Annotated in this window: 12 protein-coding genes and 2 pseudogenes; 3 read left to right on the top strand and 11 right to left on the bottom strand. The window is 60.1% G+C overall.

Annotated elements, in window-relative coordinates; all coding sequences use genetic code 11:
• Window positions 1–50 precede the first annotated feature (50 nt).
• A complete protein-coding gene (locus PSH87_RS27120) occupies window positions 51–1409 on the bottom strand; it encodes a glutamine synthetase family protein (protein WP_017739040.1) in 1359 nt (452 codons plus the stop codon).
• A 39-nt stretch (window positions 1410–1448) separates the two neighbouring features.
• On the bottom strand, window positions 1449–2228 hold the full coding sequence (locus PSH87_RS27125) for a gamma-glutamyl-gamma-aminobutyrate hydrolase family protein (protein WP_017739041.1): 780 nt from the start codon (window positions 2226–2228) through the stop codon (window positions 1449–1451).
• A gap of 278 nt (window positions 2229–2506) precedes the next feature.
• On the opposite strand from PSH87_RS27125, the gene PSH87_RS27130 reads away from it, so the two are divergent.
• A complete protein-coding gene (locus PSH87_RS27130; RefSeq protein ID WP_026137087.1) occupies window positions 2507–3883 on the top strand; it encodes a glutamine synthetase family protein in 1377 nt (458 codons plus the stop codon).
• Between the two features lie 221 nt (window positions 3884–4104).
• Window positions 4105–4734, top strand: coding sequence for a TetR/AcrR family transcriptional regulator (locus PSH87_RS27135; protein ID WP_207040417.1), 630 nt, complete (start codon window positions 4105–4107; stop codon window positions 4732–4734).
• 120 nt (window positions 4735–4854) lie between these two features.
• On the opposite strand, the gene PSH87_RS27140 is transcribed toward PSH87_RS27135, so the two are convergent.
• The 8 genes and pseudogenes from PSH87_RS27140 to PSH87_RS27175 form a co-directional block, all read right to left on the bottom strand.
• Window positions 4855–5070 carry a molybdopterin-binding protein gene (locus PSH87_RS27140; protein ID WP_003213899.1) on the bottom strand — a complete coding sequence of 72 codons (216 nt, stop codon included), beginning with the start codon at window positions 5068–5070 and terminating at the stop codon, window positions 4855–4857.
• Between the two features lie 28 nt (window positions 5071–5098).
• Window positions 5099–5905 carry an aliphatic sulfonates ABC transporter ATP-binding protein gene (gene ssuB, locus PSH87_RS27145; RefSeq protein ID WP_305431752.1) on the bottom strand — a complete coding sequence of 269 codons (807 nt, stop codon included), beginning with the start codon at window positions 5903–5905 and terminating at the stop codon, window positions 5099–5101.
• Entirely contained in the window at window positions 5902–6690 is a 789-nt protein-coding gene (gene ssuC, locus PSH87_RS27150; RefSeq protein WP_017739045.1) for an aliphatic sulfonate ABC transporter permease SsuC, read from the bottom strand. The genes ssuB and ssuC overlap by 4 nt, the downstream gene beginning before the upstream one ends.
• An 8-nt stretch (window positions 6691–6698) precedes the next feature.
• Window positions 6699–7847 (bottom strand): FMNH2-dependent alkanesulfonate monooxygenase, encoded by a 1149-nt coding sequence (gene ssuD / locus PSH87_RS27155; RefSeq protein ID WP_017739046.1) that lies wholly within the window; start codon window positions 7845–7847, stop codon window positions 6699–6701.
• A gap of 25 nt (window positions 7848–7872) precedes the next feature.
• Window positions 7873–8841, bottom strand: coding sequence for a sulfonate ABC transporter substrate-binding protein (locus PSH87_RS27160; protein ID WP_305431755.1), 969 nt, complete (start codon window positions 8839–8841; stop codon window positions 7873–7875).
• 95 nt (window positions 8842–8936) lie between these two features.
• Window positions 8937–9530, bottom strand: a complete 594-nt coding sequence (gene ssuE, locus PSH87_RS27165) for an NADPH-dependent FMN reductase (RefSeq protein WP_017739048.1) — start codon at window positions 9528–9530, stop codon at window positions 8937–8939.
• 308 nt (window positions 9531–9838) lie between these two features.
• Window positions 9839–10477, bottom strand: coding sequence for a peroxiredoxin (locus PSH87_RS27170; protein ID WP_192297906.1), 639 nt, complete (start codon window positions 10475–10477; stop codon window positions 9839–9841).
• Between the two features lie 273 nt (window positions 10478–10750).
• A pseudogene (locus tag PSH87_RS27175) lies at window positions 10751–12159 on the bottom strand (OprD family porin).
• Window positions 12160–12704: 545 nt separating this feature from the next.
• On the opposite strand from PSH87_RS27175, the pseudogene tauA reads away from it, so the two are divergent.
• A pseudogene (tauA, locus tag PSH87_RS28950) lies at window positions 12705–12810 on the top strand (taurine ABC transporter substrate-binding protein); the annotation flags it as partial.
• Window positions 12811–12928: 118 nt separating this feature from the next.
• Here tauA and argA read toward each other — a convergent pair.
• Window positions 12929–14227, bottom strand: coding sequence for an amino-acid N-acetyltransferase (argA, locus tag PSH87_RS27180; protein ID WP_026137088.1), 1299 nt, complete (start codon window positions 14225–14227; stop codon window positions 12929–12931).
• Window positions 14228–14309 lie beyond the last annotated feature (82 nt).

Genomic DNA, 14309 nt, shown 5'->3' on the forward strand with positions numbered 1-14309 from the left:
CCTAGACTTTTCAGTGAAGGGCGCGCCGTTTAAAGGGCGCGCCCGGCGCATCAGACGGCGAAGAGCAGGAATTCCCGCTCCCACGAGCTGATCACGCGCTTGAAGTTTTCATGCTCGGCCCGCTTGACCGCGACGTAGCCTGTGATGAATTTCTGACCCAGGTATTTCTCGATGGTCTTGCTGTTTTCCATGCGCTCCAGGGCGTCTTCGATGGTCAACGGCAGGCGCAGGTTGCGTCGCTCGTAACCACGGCCGACGACCGGCGCGCTCGGGTTATGGCCTTCGACCATGCCGATGTAGCCGCACAGCAAACTGGCGGCAATCGCCAGGTACGGGTTGGCGTCGGCGCCCGGCAGGCGGTTTTCCACCCGACGGTTCTGCGGGCCGGCATCCGGTACGCGCAGGCCGACGGTGCGGTTCTCTTCGCCCCATTCCACGTTGACCGGCGCCGAGGTGTCGGGCAGGAAGCGGCGGAACGAGTTCACGTTGGGGGCGAACAGCGGCAGCAATTCCGGGATGAATTTCTGCAGGCCGCCAATGTGGTTGAGGAACAGTTGGCTCATGGTCCCGTCTTCATTGGAGAAGACGTTCTTGCCGGTGGCGATGTCGATGATGCTCTGGTGCAGGTGCATCGCGCTGCCGGGCTCGCCGGTCATCGGCTTGGCCATGAAGGTGGCCGCCACGTTGTGCTTGAGCGCGGCTTCACGCATGGTGCGCTTGAACACCAGGATCTGGTCGGCCAGGGACAGTGCATCGCCGTGACGGAAGTTGATTTCCATCTGCGCGGTGCCGTCCTCGTGGATCAGGGTGTCGAGGTCCAGCTCCTGCAATTCGCACCAGTCGTAGACGTCTTCGAACAACGGGTCGAATTCGTTCGCCGCTTCTATAGAGAAGGACTGGCGACCGGTCTCCGGGCGCCCGGAACGGCCAATCGGCGGTTGCAGCGGGAAGTCCGGGTCTTCGCAGCGTTTGGTCAGGTAGAACTCCATCTCCGGCGCCACGATGGGCTGCCAGCCTCTGTCGGCGTAGAGCTGGAGGACTTTCTTGAGCACGTTGCGCGGCGACAGCTCGATCGGGTTGCCTTGCTTGTCGTAGGTGTCGTGGATCACCTGGGCGGTCGGCTCGATGGCCCACGGCACCAGGTACACCGCGTTCTGGTCGGGGCGGCAGATCATGTCGATGTCGGCCGGGTCGAGCAATTCGTAATAGATGTCGTCTTCGACATAGTCGCCGGTCACGGTCTGCAACAGAACGCTCTCGGGCAGGCGCATGCCTTTTTCGGCGATGAACTTGTTGGTCGGCGAGATCTTGCCCCGGGTGATGCCCGTGAGGTCGCCAATCATGCATTCGACTTCTGTGATCTTGTGGTCTTTCAACCAATCGGTGAGCTGGTCGAGGTTGTTACTCATAAATGCCTCTGGGCTGGGTTTCCTGACATCCATTAAAGGTCAGGCGTTGGTTGACGCAGCATCCGCGTCGCGTTGCATCGCCCGCTTTCGACAGGCGGTGCCAAATGCCTGGAAGATCGCGAGATAGTGCGGGTTAGAGCTTACCTGCCATTCGGGGTGCCATTGCACTCCTAAAGCAAAAGCCTTGCCCGCTGTTACAGAAAAAGCTTCGATCAGGCCATCCGGCGCAGTGGCTTCGACCTGCAAGCCGGGCGCCAGGCGGTCAACGCCCTGACTGTGGATCGAGTTGACCTGAATCGTCGGCGGCAAGCCCAGGCTGGCCAAAACGCCGTTCGGCGCAATCGCCACGGCGTGCGCCGGGCCGTACTGGATCGCCAGCGGCTGGGTGTCGTCTTCGCGGTGGTCCATCATGCCGGGCACTTCATGAACCTTCTGGTGCAGGCTGCCGCCAAAGGCCACGTTCATCTCCTGGAAACCCCGGCAGATGCCCAGCACCGGCACACCCGCCGCAATCGCGGCACGCAGCAGCGGCAGCGTGGTCTGGTCCCGTGCAGAATCATGAGCAGTCCCGGGCGCGCTGGCCGGACCGTCGTAGTGAAAGGGTTCGATATTGGAGGGGGAGCCGGTAAATAGAATGCCGTCCAGACCGTCAAGAATATTGGCCGGTTCGAACAAATCCCCAAGGGACGGAATGATCAATGGCAAGCCCTTGGCAGCGGTGGCCACTGCACGGACGTATTTGTCGCCACTGATGTGATAAGCATGCAGACCGACCTGTTTGGAGCAGGCGGTGACGCCGATTAACGGCAGGCGAGACATGAAGCACCCCGGTATTATTGCTGTTATGGGTTTGAATCGAGCTTAGCCTTGTTCATTTTTTTACACAACACCCCCGTAAAAAATCCTACACGGCCCGCTCAAGCCCGCGAGTCCTACTCGCTTCAAACCGATAAAACCGCCCCAAAACGCCGCAAAAAAGCCCTCGCGGCGCTTTTTTAGGGCAAAAAAGGCCTCGCTTGACTTCGGCATGCCGTTCGGGTTGACTGAAACCAGAAAAGATCAATGATTGATATTTTTAACAACAAAGGTGTTGCATCATGTCGGTACCCCCGCGTGCCGTTCAGCTTAACGAAGCGAACGCGTTCCTTAAGGATCATCCTGAGGTTCTGTACGTAGACCTTCTAATTGCGGATATGAATGGTGTGGTGCGCGGCAAGCGCATCGAACGCACCAGCCTCCACAAGGTTTACGAGAAGGGCATTAACCTGCCTGCCTCTTTATTTGCCCTGGATATCAACGGCTCGACGGTGGAAAGCACCGGCCTGGGTCTGGACATCGGTGATGCTGACCGAATCTGTTATCCGATCCCTGACACCCTGTGCAATGAACCCTGGCAAAAGCGCCCAACCGCGCAACTGCTGATGACCATGCACGAACTTGAAGGTGAACCTTTCTTCGCCGATCCGCGCGAAGTGCTCCGCCAAGTTGTAAGCAAATTTGACGACCTCGGTCTGACCATCTGCGCCGCCTTCGAGCTTGAGTTCTACCTGATCGACCAGGAGAACGTGAACGGCCGCCCACAACCGCCCCGCTCGCCGATCTCCGGCAAACGCCCGCACTCGACACAGGTCTACCTGATCGACGACCTCGACGAATACGTCGATTGCCTCCAGGACATCCTGGAAGGTGCCAAAGAGCAAGGCATCCCGGCCGACGCCATCGTCAAGGAAAGTGCCCCGGCGCAGTTCGAAGTGAACCTGCACCACGTCGCCGACCCGATCAAGGCTTGCGACTACGCGGTACTGCTCAAGCGCCTGATCAAGAACATCGCCTACGACCATGAGATGGACACCACCTTCATGGCCAAGCCTTACCCAGGCCAGGCAGGCAACGGTTTGCACGTGCACATCTCCATTCTGGACAAGGACGGCAAGAACATCTTTGCCAGCGAGGATCCCGAGCAGAACGCCGCATTGCGCCACGCAATCGGCGGTGTGCTGGAGACCCTGCCCGCCCAAATGGCGTTCCTGTGCCCCAACGTCAACTCCTACCGTCGTTTCGGCGCACAGTTCTACGTGCCGAACTCGCCATGCTGGGGCCTGGACAACCGCACCGTGGCGATTCGCGTACCGACCGGCTCGTCCGACGCCGTACGTATCGAACACCGTGTCGCCGGCGCCGACGCCAACCCTTACCTGCTGATGGCCTCGGTCCTGGCAGGCGTGCACCACGGCCTGACCAACCAGATCGAGCCCGGCGCACCGGTGGAAGGCAACAGCTACGAGCAGAACGAACAGAGCCTGCCAAACAACCTGCGTGATGCCCTGCGCGAGTTGGATGACAGCGAGGTGATGGCCAAGTACATCGATCCTAAATACATCGATATCTTCGTCGCCTGTAAGGAAAGTGAGCTGGAAGAGTTTGAACACTCCATCTCCGACCTTGAGTACAACTGGTACCTGCATACCGTCTAAACGGCGGCTGCATTAAAAGAACGCCGCAGGCTTTTGGTCTGGGGCGTTTTTTTATGGGTTTCTTCAGGTAGACCGAGGTGACTTCATCGCAGGCAAGCCAGCTCCCACATTTTGATTTGTGAACACATTCAAGTGTGGGAGCTGGCTTGCCTGCGATGGCGGCCTTGAAGACAACACCCATTACTGCTCATACAATGCCCGCTGCCTTGTAGGAGACATCCATGACCACCCGCCCCGCCGCCCCTCGCAAACCCCGTGCCCGCAGCCAGGCACGGATCGACGCGATCCTCGACGCCGCCCGCACCTTGCTGGCTGCCGAAGGCGTGGCCAGTTTGTCGATCTACAGCGTGGCCGAGCGCGCGCAGATCCCGCCGTCGTCGGTGTATCACTTTTTCGCCAGCGTGCCGGCGCTGCTGGAAGCGTTGACGGCAGATGTCCACGCCGCCTTCCGCGCGGCGATCCAGGCCCCCATCGACCATGCTTCACTCAAGCACTGGCGGGACCTGTCCTACATCGTTGAACAGCGCATGCTGACCATCTACGACCACGACGCCGCCGCACGCCAGTTGATCCTGGCGCAGCATGGGCTGACGGAAGTGACCCAGGCGGATCGTCAGCATGATCTGGAATTGGGCGACCTGATGCTGACCGTGTTCAACCGGCACTTTGACGTGCCGACACTGCCGAGCGATGTGGATGTGTTTGCGCTGGCGCTGGAGCTGAGCGACCGCGTGTACGCGCGCTCGGTGCATCAGCATGGGCTGATCACGCCGCGCATGGCGGAGGAAGGGATGCGGGTGTTTGATGCTTACGTGGGGCTGTATTTGCCGGCTTATCTGCCTAAGCGTTGAGTCTTGTGGTGGCTGGGCTGGCCTCATCGCAGGCAAGCCAGCTCCCACATTTTGATTTGTGAATACAGTCAAATGTGGGAGCGGGCTTGCCCGCGATGACGGCCTCAATTACGCCGCCAATCACAACTTGGCAATCGACACCTCGGTCGACTTAACAAACGCAATCACCTCACTGCCAATCACCAACTCCAGCTCTTTGACCGAGCGGGTAGTGATCACCGAAGTGACAATCCCCGACGCCGTCTGCACATCGATTTCCGACAGCACGTCGCCTTCGACGATTTCCTTGATGGTGCCTTTGAACTGGTTACGTACGTTGATCGCTTTAATAGTCATGTCGTTCTCTCTTCGTGGGACGCGTGAGTTATTGAGCCCAACGCAATTGCGTAGGCAGCGGTGAAACAGGTTCGGGTTCCGGTGGCGTGCCGGGCAGCGACAGCACACGGTTGAGCACTTCGGCTTCCAACGCGGCCAGGCGATGTGAGCCGCGAGCACGTGGGCGTGGCAGTTCTACGATCAGGTCCAGGCCGATTTCGCCGTCTTCGATCAAGATCACCCGGTCGGCAATCGCCACGGCTTCGCTGACGTCGTGGGTGACCAACAACACGGTGAAACCGTGTTTCTGCCAAAGGTTTTCGATCAGTTGCTGCATCTCGATGCGGGTCAGCGCATCCAGCGCGCCCAACGGCTCGTCGAGCAACAGCAATCGCGGCTGGTGGATAAGCGCACGGGCCAGTGCCACGCGTTGCTTCTGGCCACCAGACAACGCCGCCGGCCACTCATTGGCGCGTTCGGCCAGGCCTACTGCTTCCAGGGCTTCCAAGGCTTTTGGGCGCCAGTTGCCTTTAAGGCCCAGGCCGACGTTGTCGATGATCTTTTTCCACGGCAGCAGGCGCGCTTCCTGGAACATCAACCGCGTGTCTTCAAGCGCTTCGCTCAGCGGCGCGGAGCCGGCCAGCAGCTCGCCGCCACTGGCTTTGTCCAACCCGGCGAGCAGGCGCAGCAAGGTACTTTTGCCGCAACCGCTGCGGCCGACCACGGCCACGAACTGGCCCGCCGGAATATGCAGATCAATCTCTTTGAGCACTTCCCGCGCACCAAAGGCCTTGCGCAGTTTGCGCACCGCCAACGGGATGCCCTTGAGCAGGCGCGGAGGTTGTTGAGCCGTCATGCCGCACCTCCTTTGTTCACTTGATACGCCGGATGCCAGCGCAACCACACACGCTCCAGGCCGCGGGCGGCGAGGTCGGCGAGCTTGCCGAGGATGGCGTACATGACAATCGCCAGCACCACCACGTCGGTCTGCAGGAATTCCCGGGCGTTCATCGCCAGGTAACCGATACCGGAGCTGGCCGAAATGGTTTCCGCCACGATCAGCGTCAGCCACATAAAGCCCAGGGCAAAGCGCACGCCCACGAGGATCGACGGCAGCGCGCCCGGCAGGATCACCTGGCGGAACAGGCTGAAGCCGGACAAGCCGTAGCTGCGCGACATTTCCACCAACGCCGGATCGACGTTGCGAATGCCGTGGTAGGTGTTCAGGTAGATCGGGAACAGCGTGCCGAGGGCGACGAGGAAAATCTTCGCCGTCTCGTCAATGCCGAACCACAGGATCACCAGCGGAATCAACGCCAGGTGCGGCACGTTGCGGATCATCTGCACCGAGCTGTCCAGCAGGCGCTCGCCCCACTTCGACAGGCCGGTGATAAAGCCCAGGGCCAGGCCGATGCTGCCGCCGATGACAAAACCCAGGCCCGCGCGCCAGCCACTGATGGCCAGGTGCGTCCAGATCTCGCCGCTGGCGACCAGGTGGACGCCCGCTGCGATCACTGCGCTCGGCGCCGGCAGAATGCGCGTGGACAACCAACCGGCCGACACCGACAACTGCCAGATCGCCAGCAACAGAATCGGCAGCACCCAAGGCGCCACGCGATGGCTCAATTTTTCATAGTTCATGGGCTGCCTCAGCTCGCCGACGCAGCTTTGGGAAGGATGTCGTTGGCGACCATTTCGCCGAACGGGCTCACATACCCGGCGCCCTTGGGCAGCTCGGGACGTTCGATATCCAAGTGGGGGAACAGCAATTCGGCGACGCGATACGACTCTTCCAGGTGTGGATAACCGGAGAAGATAAAGGTGTCGATGCCCAGCGCCGCGTACTCATTCACCCGCGCCGCCACGGTTGGGCCATCGCCCACCAGCGCAGTGCCGGCGCCGCCACGCACCAGGCCGACGCCGGCCCACAGGTTGGGGCTGACTTCGAGGTTGTCGCGGCTGCCGCCGTGCAAGGCGGCCATGCGCTGCTGGCCCACCGAGTCGAAGCGCGACAGCGAGGCCTGGGCGCGGGCGATGGTGTCGTCGTCCACATGGGAGATCAGTTTGTCGGCGGCTTGCCACGCCTCTTCGTTGGTTTCGCGCACGATCACATGCAGGCGGATACCGAAGCGCAGGGTGCGTCCGAGGTTCTCGGCCTTGGCTCGTACTTGCGCAATTTTCTCTGCAACGGCCGCCGGCGGCTCGCCCCAGGTCAGCACCATTTCCACTTGTTCGGCTGCCAGATCCTGGGCCGCTTCGGAGGACCCGCCGAAGTACAGCGGCGGACGCGGTTGCTGGATCGGCGGATAGAGCAACTTGGCACCTTTGACGCTGATGTGCTCGCCGTCGTAATCCACGGTTTCGCCTTCCAGCACGCGGCGCCAGATGCGGGTGAATTCCACCGAGGCCTGATAACGCTCTTCGTGGCTGAGGAACAAACCATCGCCCGCCAGTTCCTCCGGGTCACCGCCGGTGACCAGGTTGAACAACGCACGCCCGCCGGACAGGCGGTCGAGGGTCGCAGCCTGACGCGCGGCCACCGTCGGCGAAATGATGCCGGGGCGCAGGGCGACGAGGAATTTCAGGCGCTGGGTCACCGGGATCAGCGACGCCGCCACCAGCCACGAGTCTTCGCAGGAACGCCCGGTGGGGATCAGTACCCCGCCGAAGCCCAGGCGATCAGCGGCCTGGGCCACTTGCTGCAAATAACCGTGATCAACGGCGCGAGCGCCTTCGGCGGTGCCAAGGTAATGGCCGTCGCCGTGGGTAGGCAGGAACCAGAAAATATTAAGGCTCATGGAGTTGTCTCCTGAAGTAGTCGGATTACGGCGCTTTGGCAACGGCGGCGGGTGGCGTCCAGATCACGTCCTTGATGCTCAAGGGTTTCGGGATCAATTTGAGTTGGTAGAAGGTGTCGGCGATTTTTTGCTGGGCGGCGACCACTTGCGGCGTAAGGAACAGCGCGCCGTAGCCTTGGCGTTTCACCGAGGTCAGGGTGATGTCAGCCGGCAGGCCGAGCAGCGGCGCGACTTGATCGGTGACTTCCTGCGGGTTGGCCTTGGACCATTCGCCCACGGCGCGCACTTCCTCGATCAGGGCCTTGACCACTTCCGGGTGTTTTTCCGCGTAAGGCTTGGTGGCCAGGTAGAACTGATGGTTGTCAGCGATGCCGGTGCCGTCACGCAGGGTGCGCGCTTGCAGTTGTTTCTCGGCGGCGGCCTGGTACGGGTCCCAGATCACCCAGGCGTCCACGCTGCCACGTTCGAACGCGGCACGAGCGTCGGCGGGCGGCAGGAAGACAGTCTGCACGTCGGTGTATTTAAGGCCCGCGTCTTCCAGCGCACGCACCAGCAGGTAGTGCACGTTGGAGCCTTTGTTGAGCACGATTTTCTTGCCCTTGAGCTCGGCCACCGATTTGATCGGCGAGTCTTTCGGCACCAGGATCGCTTCGCTGGTCGGCGCCGGCGGCTCGTAGGCGACGTAGAGCAGATCGGCGCCAGCCGCCTGGGCAAATACCGGTGGGGTTTCGCCGGTGACGCCAAAGTCGATGGAGCCGACGTTGAGGCCTTCAAGCAATTGCGGGCCGCCTGGGAACTCGGTCCACTGCACGTTCACGCCCTGGGCAGCGAGGCGCTTCTCCAGCGTGCCCTTGGCCTTGAGCAGCACCAGCGTGCCGTATTTCTGATAACCGATCCGCAGGGTCTCGGCGGCTTGGGCTTGAACAATGGCGCCGAAGGACACAGCCGCAGCAAACAGTGCGACCAGACCACGACGCAAGATGACAGTGCGCATGGCGCTCTCTCCAATCAATGCGTTTAGGGGGTTGGCTGCACCTGCTTGGCCGTTGGCGGCTGAGTAAGGTGAGTACTTCCAGGTTTCGATGTGGCTTAAATGCTCCAGCGAGCACTCAACAAACGTTCATTCAACAGGTTCGGGTCCAGCGGTTTCGGGCGGCGGGCCATGGCGCCGTAGAGCGTTTCCAGGGCCTCGTGCAAACGCTGTTCGAGCACCGGCACCAACTGCGCCTGGGCGCTGCCTTCGGCGTAGGCGATCTGGCTGTCTTCGGCAAAGATACCGTGGAGCAACTCCTGGGCCTTGAGCGCCGACAGCACCGGCTTCAAGGCGTAATCCACCGCGAGCATGTGGGCGATGCTGCCGCCGGTGGCCATTGGCAACACGATCTTGTGGGCCAGGGCGCGCTCGGGCAGCAGGTCCAGTACGGTTTTCAGCGCGCCGGAGAACGACGCCTTGTACACCGGCGTGGCGATCACCAGGCCGTCGGCGTTGGCGACTTGCTGCAGCAGGTCGATGACCTTGGGGCTGTCGAAGCGGGCGTGCAGCAAGTCTTCAGCCGGGAAGTCCCGTATCTGGTAACTCACCACTTCCACGCCTTTGTCTTGTAGCCACTGACGGGTTTTTTCCAGCAAGACCCCGGAGCGGGAACGCTGGCTGGGACTGCCTCCAAGTGTTACGACCAACATTCAGGAATTCCTTGAGCTAGTGCCGGCGGTTCGCTGTGTGGCGATGGCGCCAAGATGGGACAGACCATATCAGCAGATTTATATATCTTTAAATCTTATTTTTTCATGTGTTTATTCTTTAAATGCATATGGGCTGTATGAAACGCCGGGCGAAAAAAAAGGCCGTGAGAACGGCCTGAAAACCCCTGCATTGTGAGACGGGTCCTGCTTGATGGCGGTGGTGCCTGGACTGGCGCTATCGCGGGCAAGCCCGCTCCCACAGTTGACCGCATTCCCCTGTGGGAGCGGGCTTGCCCGCGATGGCGGTATCAGCGGTTAGGCTGAGGTGTCAGGCGCAGGTAAGGCTTCACTGCACGGTAACCCTTCGGAAAGCGCTTCTTGATCTCGTCCTCATCCTTGAGCGACGGCACGATCACCACTTCATCACCGTCCTGCCAGTTGGCCGGCGTGGCGACTTTGTAGTTGTCGGTCAGCTGCAACGAGTCGATCACCCGCAGGATTTCATGGAAGTTACGCCCGGTACTGGCCGGATAGGTAATGGTCAGGCGAATCTTCTTGTTCGGATCGATCACGAACAGCGAGCGCACGGTGAGGGTGTCACTGGCGTTCGGGTGGATCAGGTCGTAGAGGTCCGAGACTTTGCGATCGGCATCGGCCAGGATCGGGAAGTTGACGATCGTGTTCTGGGTTTCGTTGATGTCTTCGATCCACTTGTGGTGCGAATCCACCGGGTCGACGGACAGGGCGATGGCCTTGACGCCGCGCTTGGCGAACTCGTCCTTGAGCTTGGCGGTGAAGCCGAGTTCGGTGGTGCACACCGGAGTGAAATCCGCCGGATGGGAAAACAGCACGCCCCAGCTATCGCCCAGCCATTCGTGGAAACGAATCTTGCCGGCGCTGGAATCCTGTTCGAAGTCGGGGGCGATGTCGCCCAGTCTTAGGCTCATGGTGTGGCTCCTGGTGAGTGCTTATGGAGCCTACTGTGCATGGGTTGCAGATTATTTAAAAAGAATAAATATCGATTTATCTAGACGATAAAGGAATATTAAAAATCTGTTCATTGGACGCCACAACGGACGAGGAGCACCATCCGTTTCAAGGTTCGAGAAGGCCTTGAGACGCTGTACAAAGAGGGGTTTAGGAAGGGCTTGCGGGGGTTTGGCCCGACTTGAAAATGCAAGACACCTTGCCCGGCGTTACGCCGGGCAAGGTTTACAGTCTTACAGCAGTGGCAGCGAGTAGCTGACGATCAGGCGGTTTTCGTCCTGATTGCGCTGACCAGCAATGTCGTTGCGCCACATGGCGTTTTTCCAGGCTACACCGACGTTCTTGAACGGGCCTTCTGGTACGACGTAGGCAACAGTGATGTCACGTTCCCACTCGTTCGCGCCATTGGAGTTCACAGTCCGTTGCGGTGTTGTAGCGCCGACGGCACCACGGGTGTCGATGTTGTCGCCACGCAGGTAAACCACACCAGCGGTCAAGCCAGGTACGCCAACCTTGGCGAAGTCGAACGCGTAGCGAGCTTGCCAGGTACGTTCGCCAGCACGGGCAAACTTGGAGATCTGCGAGTCAGTGGTCAGATAAGCCGACGAACCGTCGCCTTGGTTCAACCATGGGAAGTCGCTGTCGCCGTTGCTGACCTGATAACCACCACCGAACGTGTGACCCGCCACCGAGTACAGGACCAAGCCGCTGTACAGGTTGTTGTCGACTTTACCTTTGGTGATGTTGTTACCGGCGGCGTTGGTACCGTAGTCACCGCTGGTGTAGTAGTTCGCGTCGTTGCTGTTGTTACCATCTGCGCGGCTGTTGAAGTAGCGCAGGTCGGTTTTCAACACGCCAGGACCGATTGCCCAGTTGTGCAGCAGGCCCAGGAAGTGTTGCTTGTAGAACTGGTCCAGATTGCCGTAGTAGTACTGGGCAGTCAGGTCCTTGGTGATCTTGTAGTCACCACCGGCGTAGTAAAACTTGTTGCTATCACGGCCAGAAGCGGTACGACCGTTCGCGCCAGCGATGGACAAGTTTTCGTTGTTGCTGGAGTTACGACCCTTGGCTTTTTCGATCTGACCGGCAACCAGTGTCAGGTCCTTGATGTCGCCAGAAGTGATCTGGCCGCCCTGGAAGGTTTGCGGCAGCAGACGACCGTCGTTGGTCACGATAACCGGCAGCTTAGGCTGCAGGGTGCCCAGCTTCAGCTCGGTCTGGGAGATCTTGGCTTTGGCAGTCAGACCCAGGCTGGAGTAGTTATCAACAGCTTCGCCGTTGGACTTGCTCGGGAAAACCGTGCCGCCGTAGGAACCGTAGTTGGTAGCAGTCTTGCCACTGGCGCCGTTGGTGCCGCCGCCCGAATCCAGACGCACGCCCAGCAGGCCGATAGCGTCAAGACCGAAACCCACGGTGCCCTTGGGTGTAGCCGGAAGTGAAGCGCAGGTCGAAAGCCTGGCCCCATTCTTCCTGCTTGTTCTGCGCGCCGGCCGCTTTGGTAGCGTCGTCACGGTTGTCAGTGTTGATGTAGAAGTTACGCAGGCCCCAGAGTGGCCTTGCTGTCTTCGATGAAACCGGCAGCGCCTGCTTGCTGGGCGATTGCGCCCAAAGCTACAGCCAAAGCCAAGGTGGACTTATTCATGTACCGCTCCTCTCATTTCTAATTTTTGTATTTCTTTGGTCTCGGGTCTGACGCCCTCGATCCACAGATGCGCGATTAGCACCGGATAGTGACTGACAAGTCAATCGTAACCTTGTGTGTCTACTACCTTCGTCTAACAGCAGTTAGATTTGGTCCCTGCAGGGTAATGAGTTTTTCATACACCCAAAAAGAATTGTTTCATTCTTTTTCATACGATTTGGGAATAAGCCTTTTCATGGCACGGAAGGGTCAGGGTAGACGCCCCGTTCCATAAGCTAATTCCTAAAGGGTATTTGTTAGCACTTTTTTAGATCGCTTAGTGTGGCCGTAGGGTTTCATACGTCACCCACGATCAAAAAGGCGACGCCATCATGGCCAAACGCGCATCCTCCCGTCAATTTGTTACAGTTTTTGTATCGCTTATATTTTTTTTGCTACCCAAGCCGTCGATTCAACACTGAACCGCGAGTTGTGACCGCTGTGCGCAATCTACCCATCGTCGCGCTAAACGTATCGGCGCAGATCAATACTTCTGAAGCATTGGCAAGGCGAGTGGACGGGCGGCGAAGTTCTTGAAGGAACAGGGGGAAGGTTGAGGGGGTGCTGCCGGATTATTCGGCCTTTGCGACCGACAACTTTATCCAAGAGTAAACGCGATTACCTGTGGGAGCTGGCTTGCCTGCGATTGCATCACCTCGGTCTTGCTGAAAGACCGAGTTGTCAGCATCGCAGGCAAGCCTGCTCCCACAGAAGCCAGGCCTGGGCTGGATCAGAGGGCCTTTTCGAAGATCTTCGAATTGCGCTGGTAGTTGTACAGCGACGCCCGCGCCGACGGCAGGCGGTCCACGCTGCTCGGCACAAAGCCCCGCTCGCGGAACCAGTGCGCAGTACGCGTCGTCAACACGAACAAGGTCTTCAAGCCCTGCGCCCGTGCACGGGTCTCGATGCGCTCCAGCAATACATCGCCGCGTGCGCCGTGGCGGTATTCGGGGTTCACCGCCAGGCACGCCAGCTCGCCCGCGTCCGAATCGGCGATCTGATACAGCGCCGCACAGGCGATGATCATGCCTTCACGCTCGACCACGCTGAACTGCTCGATCTCACGCTCCAGCACTTCCCGCGAACGGCGCACCAGAATGCCCTGCTCTTCCAGCGGGCTGATCAAATCCAGCAAACCGCCCACATCTTCGATGGCCGCTTCACGCACCTGCTCGAACTGTTCCTGGGCCACCAGCGTACCGCCGCCGTCCCGGGTGAACAGCTCGGTGAGCAGCGCGCCATCTTCGGCGTAGCTGACGATATGGCTGCGCCCTACCCCGCCACGGCACGCTTCGGCGGCGGCATCGAGCAGTTCGGCCTGGTAGTTGTTGCCCAGGCGTTGCAGGTGCGCCGGCACTTGTTGCGGGCGCAACTCACGCACCAGGCGGCCGTTTTCATCGATCAGACCCTTGTCTGCGCCAAACAGCAGCAGCTTGTCGGCACCCAGGTCGATGGCGGCGCGGGTGGCGACGTCTTCGCAGGCCAGGTTGAAGATCTCGCCGGTGGGCGAATAACCCAGCGGCGACAGCAGCACGATGGAGCGCTCGTCCAGCAGGCGGCCGATGCCCTTGCGGTCAACCCGGCGCACTTCGCCGGTGTGGTGGTAGTCCACGCCTTCCAGCACGCCGATCGGCCGCGCGGTTACCAGGTTGCCGCTGGCCACGCGCAGGCGCGAGCCCTGCATCGGCGACGAAGCCATGTCCATCGACAAGCGTGCTTCGATGGCGATCCGCAGGTGGCCGACCGCGTCGATCACGCACTCCAGCGTCGCTGCATCGGTGATGCGCAGGCCTTCGTGGTAAGCCGGGGTCAGGCCACGGGCTTCAAGACGGGTTTCGATTTGCGGGCGCGAACCGTGCACCAGCACCAGCCGCACGCCCAGGCTGTGGAGCAGCACCAGGTCGTGGACGATATTGCCGAAGTTGGGATGTTCCACACCATCGCCGGGCAACATGACCACAAAGGTGCAGTCGCGGTGGGCGTTGATGTAAGGAGAAGCGTGACGAAGCCAATTAACGTAGTCGGGCATAACACCTGGGCCTGTAATAAAAAGCAGCCGAAAAAGGATCATTCATGAAAGCGCACAGCGGGCTGATGGTTATCGTCGGAAC

The sequence above is a fragment of the Pseudomonas sp. FP453 genome (assembly GCF_030687495.1).
In the GTDB taxonomy this organism is placed as follows: Bacteria; Pseudomonadota; Gammaproteobacteria; order Pseudomonadales; family Pseudomonadaceae; genus Aquipseudomonas.